Genomic DNA, 19,052 nt, shown 5'->3' with positions numbered 1-19,052 from the left:
GGAGGTTCAAGTTTCGTGCCATGACGTCCGATCGCGCAGCCGTTCGCGCGTCGCCGAGAATCTTGCACAGTAATTGCTATCCCCTGCATCGAACAGGGAGCGGACGACGCAACATGTTGGACGTGGCGATTATCGGCGGCGGTTTATGCGGGTTGGCGCTGGCGCGAAAGCTCCACCTGCGCGGACAAGACGTTGCGATCTTTGAGGCGCGCGATCGCCTTGGCGGGCGCATTCTCACGGCGCCGCGCGGCGACGGCGGCGGCTTGGACCTTGGCCCAACCTGGTTTTGGCCGAAGACGCAGCCGCTGATCGCGCAACTCGTCAAAGAACTGGCGCTGCCTGACTTCGCGCAGCATGACGAAGGCGCCGTGCTGCATTTGCGCGAGGCCGAAAAAAGCGCCGAGCGCATCGAAGATAAGCGACTTTACGACGACGCGCGGCGTCTGCATGGCGGGATGGCGATCCTGGTGGAGGCTTTGGCCAGCGCACTGCCCGCGGCCAGCGTACATCTCGGTCACGAGCTGGCGAGCCTGCGCGATTGCGGCGACCATGTCATGCTCGCTTTCAAGACCGGCGAAGAACCCATGGAGATTGCGGCGCGCCGCGTCGTGCTCGCTCTGCCGCCGCGCTTGCTGTGCGAGGCCGTTCGCTTCACGCCGCCTTTGGACGAGGCGACGGACCAAGCCATGCTTGGCGCCGAGACCTGGATGGCGGCGCAGGCGAAGGTTGCAATGGAATATCGCGACGCCTTTTGGCGCGAGCAGAATCTCTCCGGCTCAGCCTTCGTCACGCATGAGCAAGCCGTGATCGGCGAAATCTTCGACGCCTGCGACATGGCGGCGGGCCTTCATGCGCTCGGCGGCTTTCTTGCCCTCAACGCCGACTTGCGCGAGTCCTTCGGCGTGGGTCTGCCGGTGTTGCTTGAGAGCCAAATCTGCAATGTGTTCGGCCTTAATGTCGAACCACTGCACATTCACTATCAGGATTGGGCGAAAGAGCGACTGACGTGCAGCGCGGCCGACCGCGCGCAGCAGGGCGGCGACGGTTCGCACGACGTGGCGAATCCTCTGTTGCGCCAAGCGTTGTGGGATAAGAAGCTGTTTCTCGGCGGCTCGGAAACCGCGGCGCGCAACGCCGGCTACCTGGAAGGCGCTTTGGACGCCGCGAGACGCATCGAGCGCGTCTTGGCTGTGCTCGAGGCAAAAAAGGCGACCTCCGGCGACGCCCTCTTTGACGATATGCCGGTGAACGAGGCGAGTCTGGCGCGTTTCTCCGCTTGGGTGGACGCGCGCGCCGACGAGGTTTTCGAAAATTATCGCCGTCGGCTCAATCGCGCCCTGGCGTCGCAAGAGCGCGACAATCTTACGCAGGTGGCTGTGCTCGGGGCGATGGAGGAGGTGTTCCAACAGGCGCTGAGCCAGTTGGCGACGCTGCCCTTCGACATGGACGACGTCGCGATCGAACGCGGCCGCACGGCGCTGACGCCGCGCATCCAAAAACCTTTTGGCGACTTGCTGCAGTCGATCATGGACGACGTGGTCGCCTTCAACCAGACTTCCTGCGCCCTTTCCAACTTCCCGGACGAACATAAATTGTCTCAAGAATACACCCGGGTCATCATGCAGGACATCGCCGCGGCCTGGCGGGAATTTTCGCTTGCGGCGAATGGACTGTTGTTGGCGAAGCGGCGCGAAGCGCAGAGGCAGGAGGTGTCGTGATGAGCGAGCAGGGAACGACGATCGAGCAGGACGACGCGGCGCCGGAAGCGGTCGTCTACGCCTTTTGCGCAATGAGCGACATTCCAAGCCAGAAGGCGCGCGGCTTCAACCTCGTGCGGCTGGACGACAACGGCGAAGAGAAGCCGTTCCCGATCGTCGTCGTGCGCTGGGGCAAACAAGTGTTCGGCTATCTCAACAAATGCCCGCACGACGGCGTCAATCTGGACTGGGAACGAAATACGTTCCTCGAGCCTAATTACGGACTGCGCTTGATGTGCGGCAAGCACGGCGCGCTGTTTGAGCTTGGCACTGGCATGTGCATCGAGGGTCCGTGCAAGGGACGCGGCCTCGTTCCGGTCGATCTCGTCGTCGTCGACAACGACATCTGCGTCGTCGGCGTCAAACTAGCTGAGGATGTCGACGAAGACGCCGAGGAAGGGGAATGCGCCGGCGAATGAAGCGGGCGTGATCCGCCCCCACCTTTCCACTCAGCGGAAAGGTCGCGTCGATGCGCGGAGCTGCGCAGGGTAAAGGCCGCGATTCCCGCGGCGTCCTCTCAACCGCATCACGATTGATAGATCCCTAGCGCGCGCCTTTCGCGAAAACCGGCTTCACGTCTTCGCGACGCGCTCTAGCGTAGTTGACAGGAGAGGCGGGCGCCCGGGGCCGGCTTCAACCGCCGACCCCCGGGTCCATGGTGCGCGCGCGTCAAACCGGCCGGTTTTCGTTGCGGTTTTTGACCGGCTCCATACGCTCGACGCCCTGCTGATATGCGATGATTTCGTAAGCGTCGTTGAACTTCAGCGCGGTGTCGAGAAGAACGTCGAGCTTGCCGCCGGTGTCGAGCTTCTTGATGTCATTCTTGTCGACCATGGCGAGATCCATCATCTCTTTCCAAACCGTCGACTCGTCGCAGGGCAGCACGTTGTAGGTGATCTCGCCGAGCTTGACGCGGAACTTCGCGAGCAGATCGATATTGTTGCAGAACATGAAGTAAGCGCCAGTGGGCGAGAGAAGGTCGCCGATCACTTCATGGGCCGTTTCGAGATAAGCGAAATTGTGCAGATAGCCGGCGAGGATCTGGATCGTCGCTTCGCCTTCGTTCGCGTAGGTGAGCACCTGCTCGATGCTAAAGTCCGGCGGGCGCTTCTCGTCGGCGAGCTGCGCCTGGAATTTGAGCGCGATGTCGCCCCGAAAACCGAAACGTCCCGGCTTGCCGGTCGGCCCCTTAAGCACTGCGTTGAGCAGGCGGCCCTCCCGATCCAACCGAGCAAGGGCAGTCTTCTCAATTTGAGTCATCGACAGTTCTCCGCTTTGCATCCGTACGCAGCATCCGCGCGGGGGATCCTTCGTTACGCCGCGCCTCATGCAAAAACTTCGCCGGAGTTTCGAAGCGTCCATGACGCGATCGGCGCGACGGAAGCGACACGGAGCGGTGGGCAATGTGCGAAACATGACAAAACCGCCCGAAATTCCGGGGCTCGCGGGCCGTTTAGCGCGCGATTGTCGCGGCACATGAATTGCTTTGAGTGAGGCAGCCGCATTTGGATACTGGAAGAGCGACATGATCAACCTGACCGACAGCGCCCTAAATGCAGTGCAGACGGCTATTTCCAGCGCCGCCGATCCCGTCGATGGGCTGAGGATCATGGTGGAGGCCGGCGGCTGCGCTGGCTATCAGTACAAAATGGGTCTCGTGCGCGAAGCCAGTCCTGACGACACGGTGATTGAGCGCAGCGGGGTCAAGGTGTTCATTGACAACACCAGCCACGAACTCCTGACGGGCACGACCATCGACTATGTCGTCGCGGTGCAGGGCTCGGGGTTCACCTTCGACAATCCGAACGCGCAATCGAGCTGCTCCTGCGGCAAGTCGTTCGGATAATTTCGGCCCGACGTCACAATTCATGAGAGCGCGTCCGCGGGACTGCGTTGCGGAGGACGAAGCTATGTTGCGCGACAACCAGAAGAACGAAGAAGCTGGCCAGCTCGAAACCGCTCCGTCGCCGGAGCGCGAGCAGGTCATTCGCGCCGTCATCGACGAGATTCGCCCCAATCTGCGCCGCGACGGCGGCGATTGTGAGCTCATCGAGATCTGCGGCAACAAAATCATGGTGCGACTCACAGGCGCCTGCGTGCTCTGCAAGTTGAGCAGCGCCACGCTCGAGGGCATCCAGGCCAAGCTGATCGAAGAGCTCGGCGAATTCGTGCGGCTCGTGCCTGTGCCGGGTGCTGCGGCGCGTCTTTGAGCGAGAGTGTCGATGCGGCGCGTCTATCTCGACAATAACGCGACGACGCGCGCCGACCCTGAGGTCGTGGCGAAGATGCTGCCGTTTTTCAGCGAGGAATTCGGCAACGCTTCGTCATCGCACGGCTTCGGCGTCGAGGTCTCGGGCGCGGTCCGGGAGGCGCGGCGCAGCGTACAGGCGCTGCTCGGCGCGGCGCATGATCACGAAATCGTGTTCACCTCAGGCGGTACGGAATCGGACAATGCGGCGATCTTGGCCGGGCTCGCGGCGCGCGAGGGTCGCGACGAGATCGTGACCACCGCCGTCGAGCATCCGGCGATCCTGTCGCTCGTCGAACATCTGCAAAAGACTCGCGGCGTCACCGTGCATCTCATTCGCGTCGATGCGCGCGGGCGCATCGATCTCGACGCCTTTCGCGCAGCGCTGGGGCCGAAGACCGCGATCGTCTCGGCGATGTGGGCGAACAACGAAACCGGCACGCTGTTTCCCGTCGAAGAGCTGGCGCGTCTCGCGCATGAGGCAGGCGCTTTGTTTCATACCGACGCTGTGCAGGCGGTCGGCAAGATTCCGATCGATCTGAAAACGACGCAGATCGATTTCCTTTCGCTGTCCGGGCATAAGCTGCATGGCCCGAAGGGAATTGGCGCGCTTTATGTGCGTAAGGGAACGAAATTCGCTCCGTTCCTTCGCGGCGGCCATCAGGAACGGGCGCGCCGCGGCGGGACGGAGAACACACCGGGGATCGTCGGACTGGGCGCCGCCGCCGAATTGGCGCGATTGCGCCTGCAAGAAGACGCCGTCCATATCGCGGCCTTGCGTGACAGGCTCGAAGCCGGCGTGACGCAGCGGATCGGCCAGTGTCAGGTTTCCGGCGACGTCGACAATCGGCTCGTCAACACGTCCAATATCGCCTTTTCCGACATCGAGGGCGAAGCGATATTGACCCATTTGGATCGCGCCGGCATCGCCGCCTCAACTGGCTCGGCCTGCACAGCGGGATCGACCGAGCCTTCGCATGTGCTGCGCGCGATGAACGTGCCGGATGAGGCCTTGCATGGCGCGATACGCTTCTCCCTGTCGCGAGAAAACACGATTGAAGAGATCGACGATGTGCTGGAGACGCTGCCCGGCATCGTCGCCAAGTTAAGGGAAATCGCGCGGGCCTCGCGCCATACGGAAGCGCAGCTGCTCACGAACTAGCGCGGGCGCGATGACCGCGCCAAAGGAGTCGATGTAATGAAGATCATGATCCGCCGTTCGCCAGAGACCGGCTTGTCGATCTACGTCCCCAAAAAGGACCTGGAAGAGCCGATCGTCGAAACCGAGCACGAGAGTTTGTGGGGCGGCTGGATCAAGATCGCCAACGGCTGGGTTCTCGATCTTCCCGAAATGGCGGCCGGCACTTCGCTTCCGATAACGGTCAATGCGCGCAAGCGCGGCGAAGGGGAGTGAAGCGATGAACGCGCCATTTGACAGCTATGTCCTCCTTGAAGGCGAGAAGGCTGAGGAAGCGCTCGGCAAAATCGCCGCTGAGCTGAAGACGGGGACCGTTATTCCCTATATCGGTCCTGGGTTGACGCAGCTCACGCCCACCGAGGTGCCGATGACGCCCGAGACGCTCGCCGCGTTTTTCGGGACAAAGGTTGCGCTGCCAAAACGCGCCAAGGGCAACTGCTGGGCAAGCGCGCAGCACATCGAGAACATGAAGCATCGTTCGACCGTCTCGACATTGATGTCGCAGGCCTTTAACGACGGCATCGCGCCGACGCCGCTGCACGTCTACCTTGCGTCGCTGCAGCTGCCGATGATCGTTGACAGCTGGTACGACGCGACGATGCGTTCGGCGCTCGAAGGCCGTAGCGACTGGGGCGAGATCCAGGGCATCACCCGCGCCGGCATCGGAGAGGACCGTTGGTACCGGTTCTACGAAGCCGACGGAACGGAATCCACCAAGGAAAAAGCCGACGCCTGGAAGACCGTCCTCTATAAGCCGCATGGCAGCATTGCGCCCGCCAAGAATTTTCTGATCTCCGACGCGGATTACGTCGAGGTGCTGACAGAGATCGACATTCAGACGCCCTTGCCCGAAGCGGTAAAGAATCGCCGCTCCGAGCGCAGCTTCCTGTTTGTTGGCTGTCGCTTCCACGATCAATTGTTGCGCACGTACGCCCGGCAGATCATGAAGCGCTCGACGACGACGCATCACGCCATCGTCGACCCGGCCGTGCTGACGAAAAACGAGCTGAAGTTCCTCACCATCCAGGGCATCATACCGATCGCGCTGCCGATCGATCGCGCTTGCGAGATCCTGATCCGCTAAGGGATCGTTGCCTTACTCTTACGCCTGGCGCGGCGGCGGGCGAGCCTGCCAAAGCGCTAGGTGATTTTGTGCGCGTTCGGCGGAACATGCATGGCCGAAACTGCCGTCGCGCCTTCAACGCAGAAGCGTAGCCAAACAAATTTCGACCGATGTTGCATTTTTTACATTCATTCTTGACTGCCATGTCTCGCTTGTCGGCAAAGGTACAGGCCTGCAGCCCCTTTTCGGTTGGCCTCTTCACACTACAGCGTGGCACGCATGTTGCCTCTTGTCCGGCGAAGCGACAAATGTGACTTTGCGGTTCCGTCACGCAGTTCGACGGCGCCGACTCAGGTCGATGACGAGACGATTCCCGGCGGCTTGAGCAGCGTGCAACTGCAGGCCGACACCACGGAAGAAGACAGCGATGAGCAACATCGTTCGCGACAGTGAAGTTTGTGAACTGACTGCGCCGCCCGTCTTTTCCTTCGGCGAGAAAGTGAAGGCGAAGCGCACGATCCGCAACGACGGGACATACGCCGGTAAGGAGATCGGCGAGGTTCTCGCCAAGAAAGGCGAGGAAGGCTACGTCGTGAGCATCGGCACCTTTCTCCAACAATTCTATATCTACGGGATTGAGTTCACCGAAAGCGGCAATCGCGTCGGCATGAAGCGCAAGGAACTCGAGTCGGCTAATCCGCGCGATGACGTCGATCTCCCGCTGCCTTGAGGAGTGTGAACGTGTTCGAACCACGAATGCCGAAATATCAATGGGGTCAGCGAGTGAAGACGCTCGTCGATCTGGTCAATGATGGGAGTTATCCGGACGAGAAACCGGAGGCGCTGCTCGTCGCCAACGGCGGTTTGGGCGAAATCGTGCAGGTCGGATCGCATACTGATACGAATACGCCGATCTATCTCGTTGAATTTCCCGACGGCCGTGTCGTCGGTTGTCTCGAGGAAGAGATCGCGCCCTTGTAAGAGGAGCGATGGCGAGCATGCGATCGACGGTCACGACACTCGGTGGCGCCGCATCGGCTCAGCCGAATGAATTCGACTACAAGCGCATCGTGCGCGCCTTGGAACAACGGCGTCGCTACCGCTATGTCACGCCAGTCGTGACGAAAACTGCGAACGGCTATCGCATTCAAAGCCCGTGTTGTTCTCGGAACGTCGATCCGGATGGCGGCGTCATCGACATCGCCTTGGTGCTCTTCGACGAACGCAAAGGCAATTGGCGCCTTCTTCGCAAGGACCATGCAATCGGCGTGTGGGAGCTGGACAGCGAGTTTCTACGACTTGCGGAGTTGCTCGACCATCTCAAAGAAGACGCCGAGCGGCGCTTCTGGCAGTGAGTTCGATCTCGACAGAGGATAGATGATGGCGATCAGCGACGTGGAACTGACAGAGATCGAAAGATTGCTTGGGGCCGAGGCAACGCCGGCGCTGTCGGAGTTGCGCGCCAAATTCTCCCATCTCTCCTGGACGCGCTGCGACGTGTCGGACGTGATCGAAACGCCCTTTCGCAGCTTCACGACCTGCGACGTGCATCTGCTGGACGGCGCCGATCATTGCGTGACGGTTACCGACGATCCGGCGCGCGCCACCGGCGTTATCGTCGCCTTTCGGGGGAGTTTGCGATGAATGCGCGGGCCCAAGTGGACGATAAACTCGAAGCGAAGCCGCCGGTTCCCGCTGAGGCCTTGGGCGGCGATCTCATCCCCCTTTCCGACCCCGACATCACGCTCGACGACATCGCCGCGGTCGAGGCGGTGCTGCGCTCCAGCCGCTTGTCCAGCGGACCCGTGATGGAGGCTTTCGAAGCCGCCTTCGCCGCCTATCTCGGGCGCAAATACGCGGTGGCTGCGCCAAGCGGCACGATGGGGCTGCTGCTCGCGCTCGCCGCCTACGAGATCGGTCCGGGCGATGAAGTGATCGCCTCTCCGCATTCCTTCCGCGAAACCGTGCATGCGATCGCGCTTGCTGGCGCCAAGCCGGTGTTCGCCGACATCGACTATTGGTCCGGCGTCATCGCGAGCGGAAAAATCGAGGCGCTGATCACCGACAAAACGCGCGCGATCGTGGCGAGCAACACCAACGGCCATCCGGCGCAATGGGCGGAGCTGCGCGACATCGCAACCAAGCATCGGCTCGTGCTGCTCGAAGACTCCACCGAAGCAATCGGCTCCAAATACAAGGGCGCGCTGGTCGGCACGTTCGGGGACGCCTCGGTGTTCGATTTCTCGCAGCCGGGGCCGTTGGTCTGCGGCGAAGGCGGCATGGTGGTCACCGACGACATCGACGTCGCGGTGGCGATGCGGCGCTTCCGCGCGCATAGACCGAGCGAGCGAGCGTCGGTCGTGGTGGGCTCCAGCGCGCCCTATCAGGCGGCGATGAGCGACATGAGCGCGGCGCTGGGCTTGGCGCAGCTGCGAAGGCTCGAAGAAATCCTCGAGAAGCGTAAGCTCATCGAGCACTACTACTTCAAGCACGTCAAATCCTTCGAAGGCATCAAGGATCCCTTCATCGGGCCAGAGGTCGATGAAGTGCACTGGTTCCTTTACGTCGTTCACCTCGGCACGCGCTTCAGCAAATCCAGCCGGGACTCGATCGTCGAGGATTTGCTCGTCGAAAAGGTGGAAGCCGCCGCCTACAGCAATCCCTTGCATACGCAACGGCGCTATTTCGACTACGGCTATCGTCGCGGCAGCTTTCTCGTCACCGAAAAGGTTTCGGACCGCGCCGTCGCGATGCCTTTCCACGTCCATCTGCAAGAGCGCCAAATCGCATTCATCGTGCAGACGATGAAGGAAGCGTCGATCAATGTCGGCGCGGGCGCCGCCATTTACTAATCGTCTAAATGCCAACCAGGAGTATCGAAATGCCGACCGTAACCATCATGCCCTCCGGAAAGACGGTGGACGCCGCCGAGGGCGCGACCTTGCTGCAGATCATCATGTCGAGCGGCGAGGAGATCAATCACAAGTGCGAAGGAAAAGCGCAATGCGGCTCTTGCCACATCTACGTGCATGAAGGCCGCAAGGGCATTTCGAAGATCGCGCGCGAAGAGAACGAAAGGCTCGACACCATCGTTGGCATCGGCTCGAAGTCCCGCCTGGCGTGCCAGGCGAAGATTCTCGGCACGGAAAACGTCAAGGTTGAACTGCTCGGCTTCGCGTCGGGCTTATAAGGGAGGAGGGAGAAATGTCTTCCGACATCGTCATGCTTCATGTCCGCTTTGCGCCTGACGGCGGCGTCGTTGAAATCAGCGAGCGGCCGACGCCGAATTCCGCACAGGCTTGGTTCGACTGGGTCAGTCTGAACGCGCCCGACGGCTATCAGGCGCTTTCTGGCGGTCGTGGCGTGTTCCGCATTACGCGCGACAAGCTCGAAGAACTGCGCGCGAGCATCGCCGCCAACACTGCGGCGGCCTGATCCGGCCGATCGCATCGCGTAAAAGGATCCCTTCCGCGAAGGACGCATTGCGGAAGGGAAGCTTGGTTTCAGGTCAGGAAGGTTTCGGCGAAACGGGCGCGCTTTTCGGCCGTATCGAGTCCCTTCGCAAGGGGCCATTTGTTGTCGTAAAAAAGCGAATTGACGGCGCGGCTGACTTCCTTGCCGCGCAAATACCAACGCACCACGCCATCGGGAAAAATCACCGCGGGGCCGTCTTCGCGATGCACGATGCCGTCTTCGATGCTGATCTGCGTCCCGGCGTAGAGGTAGCACCCGGCAAGGCGCGAAAGATCGTCTTGATTGCGTTCGTCAACCTGGAGCATGACCACTTTTCGCCTCCGCTGAAAGCCATCGATTCCTACGACGAAGCAATAATCGCGCTTGGCGGACGGTTCGGCAAGAATAATGCTTGTTCGCGCCTTGAACGCTGCGCGAGGAAGGATGTTCTCTTTCAGACATTGTCGCGCGCCGAAATTTCCGCTCTGGAGCACGATGTGCGTGCGACGGAGCGGATAGACGACGACGGAGATTTTGGCATGCAGGGCGATGTGAATCTCTACGTCATTTGCGCGCTTGACAGTCTGGAGCGCGGCCAGGCGGCGCCCTTCAGCCTGTCACGTGTCACGGATGAAGGAGAAACGCGCCCCTTTTCGATTTTCGTCGTTCGGACGGAAAACGATCAATGCGTGGGCTATGTGAACATCTGCCCGCACCAGGGCTCCTGGCTCAACATCGGCGACGGCAGATTCTTTAGCGAGGACGGTCAAAGATTACGTTGCGGCAGGCATAAGGCCGAATTCGACGTAGAAACGGGTGTGTGCGTCACGGGGCCATGCGTGGATAAAATGATTGAGCCCGTCGCGCTCGTCGTCATGGATGGCGATGTGTGCCTGTGTGGCGTCAAACTCGCCGAAGAAGAGATTTCCGACGACGACGATCTGGACGAAACGATGGAGATCATGATCCATCCAGGCTGAGTGGCGCAGCGGATGGCAAGTATGAAAGGCACCTGATGACCGTGGCTGAATTGATCGTGAAATTGGCGGAGTTGCCGCAGGAGGCCGTTGTGCTGATCGACAGCGACGGCGGGCTTTCTCGCGTCAGCGGATTGGACTTCGTCGAGGGCCAGGGGCCAGGCGCTCCGGCGGAAGTCATCCTCGCGCCGAGTCTCGACGAGTGAAGGTTAGCCTCCCGGCTGTCGCCTGAGCTTTCAATCGGGGTTTGCTGAAGTTTCTTCGTGCAGCGGTATTCCGAAGAAAGCCTCGTCGTCGCCGCCCCATGCCTTATGCAGCGCGAAAGCTTCGCGCCACCGGATCTGCTCGGCTTCCGTCGCAGCGCGATGCGTCACTTTCCCGGCCGGCTTTTCGGCGAGTAGAAACGCCTTACCGTTGCGCAAGAATCGATTGAGGTCCTTCGTGTCGATCGGGCGGACTACGCAGCGCGGGTCTTCATCGATCAGAATGGTCGTCGGCAGCATGAGCGCAGCTCCCGTTGCGATGGATCAAAAACCTTCCGCCTTGCTTCCCCAGGGATGCGATCCGGGGACGAGCGACGCCTTGATGCCAGCCTTTTCAATGTCGGCGAGGGTTTTGTAATAGGTGCCTTCATGCATGAGCGCGCCGCTCTTGGTCATGATCGCCACATAGCGCGCCACTGTATCGGCTTCGCATAAATAGCCGCCGCCTGGATCGCTCGTGCTACGCGCGTTGCCGTCCCAGTCGATGAAAAAGCCTTCGGCAGCCATGTTCCCTCTCGCGTTGATGTTTGAATCCCTCTCGCCGGAGGGCAGCAAGTTTCTTGCCAATGCCTTCGGCGCTGCAGCGGGAACGAGACTTGCTTGCAAAAGGCATGTTCGCGCGCAATGCACCCAAGCGCGCAATCGAAGGAGAAGCAGGTGGCTGACCTCGCGCATAGAAATGCATCGCTTGACGACATGAAAGACCTTTGGGCCTTGATGCGGCAAACGGCTGCCGACATTCCGTGTTCGATTGAAAGCGAAAGCGATCAGGAGCGGGCGCTGACGGAAATCATGAAGTGCTGCACGGCCGAATTCTCGCCGGTTATTCTCGATGCGAAGCGTAATGTCGTCGGGGCCTTATTGGCGCGTCGCGATGAACTCGATTGGGGTCTGCGCAACACTGAAACAATCAACGTCTCGCTGGCGGCGGTGTCCGCCGACCATCGCGAGAACGGCGCATTTAAAGTGCTGATCGACGCGATATTGAAGCGCAATGCGCCGGTCTATGTCGAAGTGAAAGCCGGCGACGCGCAGGGGTTAGCTGCGGAACTCAAAGGCTGCGGCTTCTCCGTGACAAAGAAGGAAGACGGCGCGGAGCTCTACAAATGGGAGCCGGCGGCGGAAGCCAAAGCCGCCTGAGATCGCTTTCAAAGCGTGGTGCGGGCGCGTCTCGCGCCGCGCTCTAGGCGCTCTCGTCTTGCGCTCCATAATCGGCGTAGGCTTTTTCCAGCAAGGCGACACAGGTTTTCAGACGCTGATACTCCGCCTTGTCGACCAGGACATTCTCCGCATCCGACGCCGGGCAGCCGGGCGTTGGCGGCTTGGCGGCCTGGATCGCCTCGAACATAGCGGCTTGCAGGCGGAAGATGCGCTCGCTGGCGCGTTCGAGATAGGGCAGCGGATTGGCGCGAATATTCGCCTCATGCAGCGCGTCGAGTTCCAGCAATTTTCCGAAGCGCCGCTCGGTGAGGCGGTTCGACAAGCCGAAATCATGTTCGATGACGCTCATGATCGTCACTCCTTGTTGGCCGGATCTTTTGGCCAGAAGTTCTGATGGGCTTCAATCCTTGCATCACAGCGCGCAACGCATGGCTCGTCAATTGCACGGGTAGGGCGCGTCGCTGAGACAGTGTTGTTTTGCAAGGTGCGCGCCAAACGAGGAGCCGGCGGATGAACGAACTCTATGCGATTTGTCAGACGGGCGAGATCGAGGATGGCGACGCCACGGGCTTCATTCTGATGCGGATCGAGGAGACCGGCGCGCCAAAGCCCTGGTCGATCCTGATCACGCGCAAAGGCAATAATTTCTACGGTTTCGAGAACGCCTGTCCGCATAAGGGCGAGCGTCTCGACTCGGAGCCAGGGCATTTTCTCGACGAAGAAGGGAATTTCCTCACCTGCGGCCATCACCAGGCGCAGTTCGATCTCGACACGGGACATTGCTTCATCGGTCCCTGCCAGGGCAAGAAGTTGCAATCCATTCAAATCGTGATTGACGACGGCGACGTTTGCCTCACCGGCGTGGAGCTCGCAGAGGAGGATGGGCTGGGTCTCGAAGAGCCGGACGAGGCTCCCGAAGTCATGATCACGTCTGACTGAGGCGACACCGCCAGCGTCGATCATGCTTATGGGCGGAGCGTTCGAGAAGGCGCCGCCTTCCTGCATCACATTGACGGCCGTGCGCCGGTGTTGCGCGAGGATTCAAACCAACCGCGAAACGACGAACCCTTCGTCGTAACCTCGTAATCAAAAGTTTGTCGGGCGCGTTCGTTGGACGACGGCGCCGCATGCGCCAAGACGCTTGCGGCGAAGCGCGTCCTCACGCGTCCGGCGGACCCATGTCATCGCCGCTCTTCTTCTTTTTCTTGTCGACCTTGGCCTGCGCATAGGAGCCGGAGTTCTTCAGCGCGATCGGCTTCTGACCCTCGACATATTGCGAGATCCAAAACAAAGTGCGCTCGCGCGCCGATTGCGCGGCGGCTTCGTTGAAACTCTCCGCGGCGTCGAAATTGAAGCCGTTGCGGGCCTCGGGATAGGAGAAGGCGCTTACGTCGGGTCGCTGCGCGCGAAATTGGACGATTTCTTCCATCGGCAACGACGGATCATTCTCGGGCAGGTGCAGCAGCGTCGGAATTTTGCGCTTCACCCAGCGTTCCTCTGAAATTCCGGCCGGATAATAGCTGATCGCACAGGCGACGTCGCTGAGACTATTGGCCGAAACATAGGCGAGATAGCCGCCCCAATCATAGCCGACGATCGCCACCTTGCCGACGCCCTTCACGGCGTCGATAGTGGCTTGAATATCTTGTAAGGCGGTCGTGACGGAAGCGCCGTCGCTCTCGCCCTCCTGAGGCGCAAGCGCTGGCGCGATCGCGACATAGCCCTCTGCTGCGAAGCCTTCGACTTCCTTTTGCAGATGTGGCGTGACGCCGTAGACGTCCGGCAGCACCACGACGGCGCCCTTGGGAGCATCAGTGGGTTCGGCTCGATAGGCGGAAAAACTGCGCCCATCTCCGGAAGTGAGTTCGATCATGACGGCCTCGATGTGCAGCAAAGTGACGGAAGCTCTCGAACGAGAGACGGCGGAATCATGTCACGCCTGCACATCCCATTGCGAATATCATGCCTGCATGACGAGACGCATCGTTTGACGTTTCGCCAAGTGGCTCTCGACTCAGGAGTCGAAAAATCCCAATTCCAGCTTCGCTTCGTCGCTCATCATGCTCTGATGCCACGGCGGATCGAACACGAGATTGATTTTTACGCTCGCCACTCCATCGACCGCATCGACAGCCTTCTTCGTCATCCCGACCATTTCGCCGGCGACGGGGCAGCCCGGCGCCGTCAACGTCATGTCGATGTCGATGTCGCGTCGATCGATAACGTCGATGCGATAGATCAGTCCCAGATCGTATATGTTCACCGGAATTTCCGGGTCGAACACGGTCCGCAGCGCAAGGACGACTTCTTCATAAAGCGCCTGCGCCTCGGGCGAAGAATCGCTGCGGCCGACGCGACTGTTCGGCTCGGAAAGCTGTGTCATGTCGCTTCGTGGTTCCATCTGAGTATCCTGCGTGGCGCGAGCCGCGTTCGCGACTGCTCAGTTCAAACGAGCAAGTAAGGCGCCAGTCAGCTTTGCTGAGGCTGGACTGAAATTTGCAATCATTCCACGTCCACGGTCCGCGGCGTCATGGTTGAGCGCCTTCGTTTACGAAGCGCATTTCTCACAGAGCGCCGTGTTACAATCCTCACAAAGGCTCGGTGCAGTATGTCGGATACGCCTGAAGAAGAATTTGAGCTGCCTCAACTTTACAAGCGACATGTCTTTGCTTGTTTCACGCAGCGGCCGCCGAACCATCCGCGCGGCAGCTGCGGCTCGCTCGGCGCGCAGCCGCTTTGGGAGCGGCTCGGCAAGCGCGTCGAAGCGGACGGCGGCGGCGAAATTGGCTTCACCTCCGCGGGGTGCATGGGCTTTTGCTCAGCGGGGCCCCTGATGGTGGTGTATCCCGAAGGCGTCTGGTATCGGCCGACGACGGCCGAAGACATTGACGAGATTTACGACTCGCATCTCAAGGGCGGCAAGCGCGTCGACCGCTTGGTGATGATCTTGTCGCGCTGAGCGCTCCCGAGCGTTCAAGACACCGCGCTGGAGGCCGCGAGCAACTCGCGCGCCTCCGCGTGGATGCGCCCGACCATCGACTTGAAGCCGTTGGAGCGCTGCGGCGTCAGATGTTCGCGTAGGCCGAGACGCTCGAATAACGCGACAGGATCCGCCTTCAGGATTTCCGCGCCAGTCTTGCCGGAGCAGAGCGCCAGCAAGATTGCAACAAGGCCGCGCACGATATGCGCGTCGCTGTCGCCGCGGATCATCAACGCCGGTTCGCCGCCGTTTGCGTCGGAAATCGTCGTCGCCAGCCAGACTTGGCTGGCGCAGCCGGAGACTTTATTTTGATCGCTCTTCAACGCATCAGGAAGCGGCTCGAGCATTTTGCCAAGTTCGATGACATAGCGGTAGCGGTCTTCCCAATCGTCGAGCAGCGAGAAGTTTTCGATGATGTCGTCGATCGTCGTCATGTTTCGACCATTCCTTCAGCTTTGAGCCGATCACGGCGCTGGCGCGACGCAACGCGCAGTATTTTCAGGCATTCGATGTTCGCCGCGAGATCAAGCGCCGAAAATCCATCGACGTTCTCTTCCAGGGGATCTGCGCCAAGCGCCAGCAAAAGCGTCACGACTGCCGTCTTGCCTGCGGAAGCCGCATAGATCAGCGCCGTCGAGCCGTCGGGATTGCGATGGTGGACATTGGTCCCGGCGGCGGAGAGCAACTCGATGGCCGCGACGCTGTCCTGCTTGCACGCCAACCAAACCGCGTTGTTGCCGTCGCGCGTCATGGCGTCGAGATCCCCGCCCTCTGCAATGATTTCGCGCAACGCCTCGACGTTCGCCTCTGCCGCCGCTCGAAGAAGCGGCGTGAGGCCGTCGGCGCCGACGGCGTTCACGCCTTCCGTTCGAAAGCCTTGCGTCGTCAACCATTGCGTCAACTGCGGGGTAATGCCGTCACTCCATCGCAGCGCCGACGAGACGTCGGCGTATTGACTAAAGCAGTCCTAATTGCACGAGCGGCTTGGCGCCGCCGCGCCCGAGCACCGTGTCAACCTTCTGCCGCACATTCTCGATCTTCAGCGGTTTCACCAATATGCCATGCGCGCCATGTTTCATGGCGTCCACCGCAACCGCCTCGTCGGCTTTATCGCAGACGATCAATATGCGCACGCCGGCGAAACGCTCCGTCAATTCCGTAAGGATCGACACGCCGTTGGTCTTTAGAAAGGAAGCGCCGAGCAGAACGACATCCGGCTTCAGCCAACCGACGCCCTTATCATAGGCTTCCTGGATGCTGGCGATTTCATGGGTTTCGATCTCGTCGTGCAGCATGAACTGAAGCGCGGCGCGCACGATCTCGTCTTCGTCGAGGACGAACACCCGCCGTTGATCGACCGCCTTCGCGGTTTCGACGCCAATCTGCATCCTTGCTCCTTTCGAAGATACGCCGCCAAATGCCGTGCAAAACTAATGAAGCAAGCTCTGTTCCAGATATCGCGGACCAACGAGCGGGGTGCGATGTTCTGTTCACAACAAATGTCGTGACTGTCGGCTTCCTTCACATAAACAGCCGATGTGGGATACGCTCATCGATTGATCAAATCACAATAAATCAAAGAACTAGCCACTAATGCCGCACTGGCACGGCCGTTGCTACCTGTCGAATGCGAGTGAGGGCTGAACGCACGCCTACGTTACGCCGAGCGATGTGTTCCTTCCCATAACCCGCGACCAGTTTCTGATGCATAGGAACTGCCCAGTAACTCTGGGTAGCTGTCGAAGGGCTCAAGAGGAGACAGACATGTCGTCACTACGGCAAATCGCATTTTATGGCAAAGGGGGCATCGGCAAGTCGACGACGTCCCAGAACACGCTCGCCGCTCTGGCCGAGATGGGTCATCGCATTTTGATCGTCGGCTGCGATCCGAAGGCTGACTCGACGCGCCTCATCCTGCACGCCAAGGCGCAGGACACCATCCTGAGCCTCGCCGCCAATGCGGGCAGCGTCGAGGATCTGGAAATTGAAGAAGTGATGAAGGTTGGCTATCTCAACATTCGTTGCGTCGAGTCGGGCGGACCGGAGCCTGGAGTTGGCTGCGCTGGCCGCGGCGTCATCACCTCGATCAACTTCCTCGAGGAAAACGGCGCTTACGAGGACATCGACTATGTGTCCTACGATGTGCTCGGCGACGTGGTCTGCGGCGGTTTCGCGATGCCGATCCGCGAGAACAAGGCGCAGGAAATCTACATCGTCATGTCCGGCGAGATGATGGCGATGTATGCCGGTAACAACATCTCCAAGGGCATTTTGAAATACGCCAATTCCGGCGGCGTGCGCCTGGGCGGTCTGGTCTGCAACGAGCGTCAGACCGACAAGGAGCTGGAGCTTGCGGAAGCTCTGGCGAAGAAGCTCGGCACGACGCTGATCTACTTCGTGCCGCGCGACAATATCGTGCAGCACGCCGAGCTGCGCCGCATGACGGTGCTGGAATATGCGCCGGAGTCGCAGCAGGCGAATCATTACCGCAATCTTGCGGTGAAGATCCACGCCAACCAGGGCAAGGGCATCATCCCCACGCCGATCACGATGGACGAGCTCGAAGATATGCTGATGGAGCACGGCATCATGAAGGCGGTCGATGAGAGCCAGATCGGCAAGACCGCGTCCGAACTCCAGGCGATCGCCTAACCCGTCAATGCATGAGCGTCGACCTCCCGCACGCGGGAGGTCGACGTTATGTTGTCAGCGGAGCGTGACGTGATGGTGCACGCCTTCCCCAATATCGAGAGCGACGGCGCCGCATCCACGGCGACGGATAGCGGGCCAGGCGTCCGTGACGCCGAGAGCGCCTATCGCGATCTGACTGGCGTTTTGCCCGAAGCGGCGAATATCGATGGCGATGCGCATTTCGACCGCCACGTTCTGGCGTCAATCCTCGCCTTAGCGTCGGGCGAGGGCGGAAGTCTCGCGGCGCAAGCCGGTCTGACGGACGCTGAACTCGGCGATCTCTTTTCTCACTGGTTTTCTGCGCGAGGAATCGAATCTTCCGGCGACCGCGAGACGAGTGTCGTCGACGCGGACGAAATAGAAATGGTGCGGAATCTCCTTCTTGAGAATCGCTCCAGCGAGGGCGACTATGGTCGCTGGCTCGCCGCCATGATCGCGCGCCGCGCCATGGAGCCCAACCATCTTTGGGAGGACCTCGGGCTTCGCGACAGATCTGAATTGACGCGGCTGATGGCGCGCCATTTCGCGCCGCTCGCCCGACGCAACGACAAGAATATGCGCTGGAAGCGATTCATCTACCGCATGATGTGCGAGAACGACGGTTTCGTCATGTGCAGCACGCCCGTGTGCTCGAACTGCGCCGATTACGCGCTCTGCTATGGCGCGGAAACCGGGACGAGCCGCGTCGCGTCGGCAGCGCAATCGCCCGCGACGCCTGCCGGACAGACAGTGTAAGTTCATTCGAACAACTTTTGTCGAGTTTTCGACAATCTCCTAATTTGCTGGTCGGACTGGCGGTTTTTACCCGCGTTGGGGATGGCATGTCGATTGCTTGAAACAGGCACAGGCAAGTTCATCTCGGAGGCTCCAGTATGATCACGGTCTCGCAGGCAGCCGTCGCCGCGGTAAAGGATGCGATGGTGCGGGCCTCTCAACGAGAGGGTGGTCTGCGCATCCTGGTCAAGGAAGGCGGCTGCGCCGGCTACGAGTATGTCGTCGATCTTGATCCGCAGCAGAGAAACGACGACATCGTCGTCGAGGCGGACGGCATACGCGTGCTGATCGATCCGGCCTCGCGTCCGCGGCTCGAAGGCATGACGCTCGGCTTTCGTCAGGATCTCGCCGGATCCGGCTTCACCTTTGAGAATCCCAACGCAAGCTCCACCTGCGGCTGTCAAAAATCCTTCAACTGAAGGAGCGCCCGAATGCGTGGAGCGGTAGTGCGGTTGTTCCTTGGTTGCATGGAAGCGGGCGCCTCGAG

The 19,052-nt window shown here is 60.5% G+C and carries 32 protein-coding genes; 22 read left to right on the top strand and 10 right to left on the bottom strand.

Features of this window, described 5'->3' with window-relative positions; genetic code table 11:
* The first annotated feature begins 113 nt into the window (after positions 1-113).
* Entirely contained in the window at positions 114-1,718 is a 1,605-nt protein-coding gene (locus tag IYW40_RS13950) for an FAD-dependent oxidoreductase (RefSeq protein WP_196400951.1), read from the top strand.
* Complete coding sequence (locus IYW40_RS13945; protein WP_196400950.1) at positions 1,718-2,176, top strand: Rieske 2Fe-2S domain-containing protein; 459 nt, start codon at positions 1,718-1,720, stop codon at positions 2,174-2,176. The genes IYW40_RS13950 and IYW40_RS13945 overlap by 1 nt, the downstream gene beginning before the upstream one ends.
* A 250-nt stretch (positions 2,177-2,426) precedes the next feature.
* Here IYW40_RS13945 and IYW40_RS13940 read toward each other — a convergent pair whose 3' ends face one another.
* Complete coding sequence (locus tag IYW40_RS13940; protein WP_196400949.1) at positions 2,427-3,017, bottom strand: hypothetical protein; 591 nt, start codon at positions 3,015-3,017, stop codon at positions 2,427-2,429.
* Between the two features lie 265 nt (positions 3,018-3,282).
* Between IYW40_RS13940 and IYW40_RS13935 the strand changes: the two genes are divergently transcribed.
* The 12 genes from IYW40_RS13935 (at position 3,283) to IYW40_RS13880 (ending at position 9,701) form a co-directional block, all read left to right on the top strand.
* Positions 3,283-3,603 carry an iron-sulfur cluster assembly accessory protein gene (locus tag IYW40_RS13935; protein ID WP_014892118.1) on the top strand — a complete coding sequence of 107 codons (321 nt, stop codon included), beginning with the start codon at positions 3,283-3,285 and terminating at the stop codon, positions 3,601-3,603.
* Positions 3,604-3,667: 64 nt separating this feature from the next.
* Entirely contained in the window at positions 3,668-3,967 is a 300-nt protein-coding gene (locus IYW40_RS13930; protein WP_196400948.1) for a NifU family protein, read from the top strand.
* A gap of 12 nt (positions 3,968-3,979) precedes the next feature.
* Positions 3,980-5,167, top strand: a complete 1,188-nt coding sequence (nifS, locus tag IYW40_RS13925; protein WP_196400947.1) for a cysteine desulfurase NifS — start codon at positions 3,980-3,982, stop codon at positions 5,165-5,167.
* Positions 5,168-5,203: 36 nt separating this feature from the next.
* Positions 5,204-5,419 (top strand): putative nitrogen fixation protein NifT, encoded by a 216-nt coding sequence (nifT, locus tag IYW40_RS13920; protein WP_018406774.1) that lies wholly within the window; start codon positions 5,204-5,206, stop codon positions 5,417-5,419.
* 4 nt (positions 5,420-5,423) lie between these two features.
* A complete protein-coding gene (locus IYW40_RS13915; RefSeq protein ID WP_196400946.1) occupies positions 5,424-6,287 on the top strand; it encodes an SIR2 family protein in 864 nt (287 codons plus the stop codon).
* 406 nt (positions 6,288-6,693) lie between these two features.
* The gene (locus IYW40_RS13910; RefSeq protein WP_014892123.1) at positions 6,694-6,996 is read left to right on the top strand and encodes a nitrogen fixation protein NifZ; all 303 of its coding nucleotides are present in this window, start codon (positions 6,694-6,696) and stop codon (positions 6,994-6,996) included.
* 11 nt (positions 6,997-7,007) lie between these two features.
* Positions 7,008-7,247, top strand: a complete 240-nt coding sequence (locus IYW40_RS13905) for a nitrogen fixation protein NifZ (RefSeq protein WP_026222711.1) — start codon at positions 7,008-7,010, stop codon at positions 7,245-7,247.
* Positions 7,248-7,264: 17 nt separating this feature from the next.
* Positions 7,265-7,621 (top strand): hypothetical protein, encoded by a 357-nt coding sequence (locus tag IYW40_RS13900; protein WP_196400945.1) that lies wholly within the window; start codon positions 7,265-7,267, stop codon positions 7,619-7,621.
* 25 nt (positions 7,622-7,646) lie between these two features.
* Complete coding sequence (locus IYW40_RS13895) at positions 7,647-7,910, top strand: hypothetical protein (RefSeq protein ID WP_026222712.1); 264 nt, start codon at positions 7,647-7,649, stop codon at positions 7,908-7,910.
* Positions 7,907-9,118: a DegT/DnrJ/EryC1/StrS family aminotransferase gene (locus IYW40_RS13890; protein ID WP_196400944.1), complete on the top strand. Its 1,212-nt coding sequence runs from the start codon at positions 7,907-7,909 to the stop codon at positions 9,116-9,118. The genes IYW40_RS13895 and IYW40_RS13890 overlap by 4 nt, the downstream gene beginning before the upstream one ends.
* 29 nt (positions 9,119-9,147) lie before the next feature.
* Positions 9,148-9,456, top strand: a complete 309-nt coding sequence (locus IYW40_RS13885; protein ID WP_109024514.1) for a 2Fe-2S iron-sulfur cluster-binding protein — start codon at positions 9,148-9,150, stop codon at positions 9,454-9,456.
* 14 nt (positions 9,457-9,470) lie between these two features.
* Positions 9,471-9,701: a hypothetical protein gene (locus IYW40_RS13880; protein ID WP_175094048.1), complete on the top strand. Its 231-nt coding sequence runs from the start codon at positions 9,471-9,473 to the stop codon at positions 9,699-9,701.
* A 68-nt stretch (positions 9,702-9,769) separates the two neighbouring features.
* Here the strand turns inward: IYW40_RS13880 and IYW40_RS13875 are convergent, their stop codons facing one another.
* Complete coding sequence (locus IYW40_RS13875; protein WP_210327290.1) at positions 9,770-10,045, bottom strand: aldehyde dehydrogenase; 276 nt, start codon at positions 10,043-10,045, stop codon at positions 9,770-9,772.
* Between the two features lie 213 nt (positions 10,046-10,258).
* Between IYW40_RS13875 and IYW40_RS13870 the strand changes: the two genes are divergently transcribed.
* On the top strand, positions 10,259-10,699 hold the full coding sequence (locus IYW40_RS13870) for a Rieske 2Fe-2S domain-containing protein (protein WP_196401064.1): 441 nt from the start codon (positions 10,259-10,261) through the stop codon (positions 10,697-10,699).
* 35 nt (positions 10,700-10,734) lie between these two features.
* Complete coding sequence (locus tag IYW40_RS13865) at positions 10,735-10,902, top strand: hypothetical protein (protein WP_014892132.1); 168 nt, start codon at positions 10,735-10,737, stop codon at positions 10,900-10,902.
* Between the two features lie 30 nt (positions 10,903-10,932).
* Here the strand turns inward: IYW40_RS13865 and IYW40_RS13860 are convergent, their stop codons facing one another.
* Together IYW40_RS13860 and IYW40_RS13855 are read right to left on the bottom strand one after the other, a co-directional pair.
* Positions 10,933-11,199, bottom strand: coding sequence for a hypothetical protein (locus IYW40_RS13860; RefSeq protein ID WP_123174923.1), 267 nt, complete (start codon positions 11,197-11,199; stop codon positions 10,933-10,935).
* A 24-nt stretch (positions 11,200-11,223) separates the two neighbouring features.
* On the bottom strand, positions 11,224-11,466 hold the full coding sequence (locus IYW40_RS13855) for a hypothetical protein (RefSeq protein WP_196400942.1): 243 nt from the start codon (positions 11,464-11,466) through the stop codon (positions 11,224-11,226).
* A 150-nt stretch (positions 11,467-11,616) separates the two neighbouring features.
* On the opposite strand from IYW40_RS13855, the gene IYW40_RS13850 reads away from it, so the two are divergent.
* Positions 11,617-12,099 carry a hypothetical protein gene (locus IYW40_RS13850; RefSeq protein ID WP_348644280.1) on the top strand — a complete coding sequence of 161 codons (483 nt, stop codon included), beginning with the start codon at positions 11,617-11,619 and terminating at the stop codon, positions 12,097-12,099.
* A gap of 43 nt (positions 12,100-12,142) precedes the next feature.
* On the opposite strand, the gene IYW40_RS13845 is transcribed toward IYW40_RS13850, so the two are convergent.
* Positions 12,143-12,469, bottom strand: coding sequence for a hypothetical protein (locus IYW40_RS13845; RefSeq protein WP_196400940.1), 327 nt, complete (start codon positions 12,467-12,469; stop codon positions 12,143-12,145).
* 161 nt (positions 12,470-12,630) lie between these two features.
* On the opposite strand from IYW40_RS13845, the gene IYW40_RS13840 reads away from it, so the two are divergent.
* The gene (locus tag IYW40_RS13840) at positions 12,631-13,059 is read left to right on the top strand and encodes a Rieske (2Fe-2S) protein (protein ID WP_196400939.1); all 429 of its coding nucleotides are present in this window, start codon (positions 12,631-12,633) and stop codon (positions 13,057-13,059) included.
* 220 nt (positions 13,060-13,279) lie between these two features.
* On the opposite strand, the gene IYW40_RS13835 is transcribed toward IYW40_RS13840, so the two are convergent.
* Both IYW40_RS13835 and IYW40_RS13830 read right to left on the bottom strand, forming a co-directional pair.
* Positions 13,280-13,993 (bottom strand): dienelactone hydrolase family protein, encoded by a 714-nt coding sequence (locus IYW40_RS13835; RefSeq protein ID WP_196400938.1) that lies wholly within the window; start codon positions 13,991-13,993, stop codon positions 13,280-13,282.
* Positions 13,994-14,134: 141 nt separating this feature from the next.
* Entirely contained in the window at positions 14,135-14,503 is a 369-nt protein-coding gene (locus tag IYW40_RS13830; RefSeq protein WP_124740198.1) for an SUF system Fe-S cluster assembly protein, read from the bottom strand.
* Positions 14,504-14,728: 225 nt separating this feature from the next.
* On the opposite strand from IYW40_RS13830, the gene IYW40_RS13825 reads away from it, so the two are divergent.
* The gene (locus tag IYW40_RS13825) at positions 14,729-15,079 is read left to right on the top strand and encodes a (2Fe-2S) ferredoxin domain-containing protein (RefSeq protein WP_014892140.1); all 351 of its coding nucleotides are present in this window, start codon (positions 14,729-14,731) and stop codon (positions 15,077-15,079) included.
* Positions 15,080-15,093: 14 nt separating this feature from the next.
* Here IYW40_RS13825 and IYW40_RS13820 read toward each other — a convergent pair whose 3' ends face one another.
* The 3 genes from IYW40_RS13820 to IYW40_RS13810 are packed head-to-tail and all read right to left on the bottom strand — an operon-like array spanning position 15,094 to position 16,488.
* Positions 15,094-15,534: a SufE family protein gene (locus tag IYW40_RS13820; protein WP_196400937.1), complete on the bottom strand. Its 441-nt coding sequence runs from the start codon at positions 15,532-15,534 to the stop codon at positions 15,094-15,096.
* Positions 15,531-16,001 carry an ankyrin repeat domain-containing protein gene (locus tag IYW40_RS13815; RefSeq protein WP_196400936.1) on the bottom strand — a complete coding sequence of 157 codons (471 nt, stop codon included), beginning with the start codon at positions 15,999-16,001 and terminating at the stop codon, positions 15,531-15,533. Before IYW40_RS13815 ends, IYW40_RS13820 begins: the two co-directional genes overlap by 4 nt.
* A gap of 55 nt (positions 16,002-16,056) precedes the next feature.
* Positions 16,057-16,488: a response regulator gene (locus tag IYW40_RS13810; protein WP_196400935.1), complete on the bottom strand. Its 432-nt coding sequence runs from the start codon at positions 16,486-16,488 to the stop codon at positions 16,057-16,059.
* A 376-nt stretch (positions 16,489-16,864) separates the two neighbouring features.
* Between IYW40_RS13810 and nifH the strand changes: the two genes are divergently transcribed.
* The 3 genes from nifH (at position 16,865) to IYW40_RS13795 (ending at position 18,984) form a co-directional block, all read left to right on the top strand.
* The gene (nifH, locus tag IYW40_RS13805; protein WP_196400934.1) at positions 16,865-17,752 is read left to right on the top strand and encodes a nitrogenase iron protein; all 888 of its coding nucleotides are present in this window, start codon (positions 16,865-16,867) and stop codon (positions 17,750-17,752) included.
* A gap of 72 nt (positions 17,753-17,824) precedes the next feature.
* Entirely contained in the window at positions 17,825-18,526 is a 702-nt protein-coding gene (locus IYW40_RS13800; protein WP_196401063.1) for a nitrogen fixation protein NifQ, read from the top strand.
* A gap of 137 nt (positions 18,527-18,663) precedes the next feature.
* Positions 18,664-18,984 carry an iron-sulfur cluster assembly accessory protein gene (locus IYW40_RS13795; RefSeq protein WP_196400933.1) on the top strand — a complete coding sequence of 107 codons (321 nt, stop codon included), beginning with the start codon at positions 18,664-18,666 and terminating at the stop codon, positions 18,982-18,984.
* Positions 18,985-19,052 lie beyond the last annotated feature (68 nt).

This window comes from Methylocystis sp. H4A (assembly GCF_015709545.1).
GTDB classification, from domain to species: domain Bacteria; phylum Pseudomonadota; class Alphaproteobacteria; order Rhizobiales; family Beijerinckiaceae; genus Methylocystis; species Methylocystis silviterrae.
The sequence above is the reverse complement of the archived record's forward strand: the minus strand, read 5'-3'. Positions and strand labels throughout refer to the sequence as shown.

Excerpts from the sequence above, each read along its gene's own strand:
- IYW40_RS13950 (WP_196400951.1), top strand. The coding sequence starts at position 114 with ATGTTGGACGTGGCGATTATCGGCGGCGGTTTATGCGGGTTGGCGCTG.
- IYW40_RS13945 (WP_196400950.1), top strand. The coding sequence starts at position 1,718 with ATGAGCGAGCAGGGAACGACGATCGAGCAGGACGACGCGGCGCCGGAA.
- IYW40_RS13940 (WP_196400949.1), bottom strand. The coding sequence starts at position 3,017 with ATGACTCAAATTGAGAAGACTGCCCTTGCTCGGTTGGATCGGGAGGGC.
- IYW40_RS13935 (WP_014892118.1), top strand. The coding sequence starts at position 3,283 with ATGATCAACCTGACCGACAGCGCCCTAAATGCAGTGCAGACGGCTATT.
- IYW40_RS13930 (WP_196400948.1), top strand. The coding sequence starts at position 3,668 with ATGTTGCGCGACAACCAGAAGAACGAAGAAGCTGGCCAGCTCGAAACC.
- nifS (WP_196400947.1), top strand. The coding sequence starts at position 3,980 with ATGCGGCGCGTCTATCTCGACAATAACGCGACGACGCGCGCCGACCCT.
- nifT (WP_018406774.1), top strand. The coding sequence starts at position 5,204 with ATGAAGATCATGATCCGCCGTTCGCCAGAGACCGGCTTGTCGATCTAC.
- IYW40_RS13915 (WP_196400946.1), top strand. The coding sequence starts at position 5,424 with ATGAACGCGCCATTTGACAGCTATGTCCTCCTTGAAGGCGAGAAGGCT.
- IYW40_RS13910 (WP_014892123.1), top strand. The coding sequence starts at position 6,694 with ATGAGCAACATCGTTCGCGACAGTGAAGTTTGTGAACTGACTGCGCCG.
- IYW40_RS13900 (WP_196400945.1), top strand. The coding sequence starts at position 7,265 with ATGCGATCGACGGTCACGACACTCGGTGGCGCCGCATCGGCTCAGCCG.
- IYW40_RS13895 (WP_026222712.1), top strand. The coding sequence starts at position 7,647 with ATGGCGATCAGCGACGTGGAACTGACAGAGATCGAAAGATTGCTTGGG.
- IYW40_RS13890 (WP_196400944.1), top strand. The coding sequence starts at position 7,907 with ATGAATGCGCGGGCCCAAGTGGACGATAAACTCGAAGCGAAGCCGCCG.
- IYW40_RS13885 (WP_109024514.1), top strand. The coding sequence starts at position 9,148 with ATGCCGACCGTAACCATCATGCCCTCCGGAAAGACGGTGGACGCCGCC.
- IYW40_RS13880 (WP_175094048.1), top strand. The coding sequence starts at position 9,471 with ATGTCTTCCGACATCGTCATGCTTCATGTCCGCTTTGCGCCTGACGGC.
- IYW40_RS13875 (WP_210327290.1), bottom strand. The coding sequence starts at position 10,045 with ATGCTCCAGGTTGACGAACGCAATCAAGACGATCTTTCGCGCCTTGCC.
- IYW40_RS13870 (WP_196401064.1), top strand. The coding sequence starts at position 10,259 with ATGCAGGGCGATGTGAATCTCTACGTCATTTGCGCGCTTGACAGTCTG.
- IYW40_RS13865 (WP_014892132.1), top strand. The coding sequence starts at position 10,735 with ATGACCGTGGCTGAATTGATCGTGAAATTGGCGGAGTTGCCGCAGGAG.
- IYW40_RS13860 (WP_123174923.1), bottom strand. The coding sequence starts at position 11,199 with ATGCTGCCGACGACCATTCTGATCGATGAAGACCCGCGCTGCGTAGTC.
- IYW40_RS13855 (WP_196400942.1), bottom strand. The coding sequence starts at position 11,466 with ATGGCTGCCGAAGGCTTTTTCATCGACTGGGACGGCAACGCGCGTAGC.
- IYW40_RS13845 (WP_196400940.1), bottom strand. The coding sequence starts at position 12,469 with ATGAGCGTCATCGAACATGATTTCGGCTTGTCGAACCGCCTCACCGAG.
- IYW40_RS13840 (WP_196400939.1), top strand. The coding sequence starts at position 12,631 with ATGAACGAACTCTATGCGATTTGTCAGACGGGCGAGATCGAGGATGGC.
- IYW40_RS13835 (WP_196400938.1), bottom strand. The coding sequence starts at position 13,993 with ATGATCGAACTCACTTCCGGAGATGGGCGCAGTTTTTCCGCCTATCGA.
- IYW40_RS13830 (WP_124740198.1), bottom strand. The coding sequence starts at position 14,503 with ATGACACAGCTTTCCGAGCCGAACAGTCGCGTCGGCCGCAGCGATTCT.
- IYW40_RS13825 (WP_014892140.1), top strand. The coding sequence starts at position 14,729 with ATGTCGGATACGCCTGAAGAAGAATTTGAGCTGCCTCAACTTTACAAG.
- IYW40_RS13820 (WP_196400937.1), bottom strand. The coding sequence starts at position 15,534 with ATGACGACGATCGACGACATCATCGAAAACTTCTCGCTGCTCGACGAT.
- IYW40_RS13810 (WP_196400935.1), bottom strand. The coding sequence starts at position 16,488 with ATGCAGATTGGCGTCGAAACCGCGAAGGCGGTCGATCAACGGCGGGTG.
- nifH (WP_196400934.1), top strand. The coding sequence starts at position 16,865 with ATGTCGTCACTACGGCAAATCGCATTTTATGGCAAAGGGGGCATCGGC.
- IYW40_RS13800 (WP_196401063.1), top strand. The coding sequence starts at position 17,825 with ATGGTGCACGCCTTCCCCAATATCGAGAGCGACGGCGCCGCATCCACG.
- IYW40_RS13795 (WP_196400933.1), top strand. The coding sequence starts at position 18,664 with ATGATCACGGTCTCGCAGGCAGCCGTCGCCGCGGTAAAGGATGCGATG.